The sequence below is a fragment of the Tamlana crocina genome (assembly GCF_012037625.1).
This window is the reverse complement of the sequence record NZ_JAAVJS010000463.1, coordinates 1-369: the sequence shown is the minus strand read 5'-3', so window position 1 is coordinate 369 and position 369 is coordinate 1. Positions and strand designations below refer to the sequence as shown.

Below are 369 nucleotides of genomic sequence, written 5' to 3'. Positions count from 1 at the left end.
CTGGATCCTCTTCAGGGTTGTTGAGGAGGGATAGACTTTTATTCCTTCAGATTCAAGGGTTTCAAGCGCCTCCACATTCACGCTTTCAATTTCAAAAGTAAGCACATCTGCTTTTCTTCCGAAGTTAAGCACCGTTTCATAATCCATAAGATCGCCCCGGTTGAATTCGTTACAGGCGATGCGGCAGGGAGCCTCTGCACTGGGATCAAGCACCAGGGTGCGTATATCAAATTTGCGGGTTTCGTATAGCAGCATTTTACCAAGCTGGCCGCCGCCAAGAATCCCGAGGGTGAAATCTGAAGAAAAAAAGTTGGTCATTAAAGCGGTGTTTCAGCAAAAATAATTTTAAAAATCAAGAATGCATCAAGA

1 pseudogene is annotated in these 369 nt (G+C 44.4%); it reads right to left on the bottom strand.

Going from position 1 to position 369, the window contains the following annotated elements:
* Positions 1-318 (bottom strand): annotated as a pseudogene (locus tag HC176_RS17605) (5-(carboxyamino)imidazole ribonucleotide synthase); the annotation flags it as partial.
* Between the last annotated feature and the right edge of the window lie 51 nt (positions 319-369).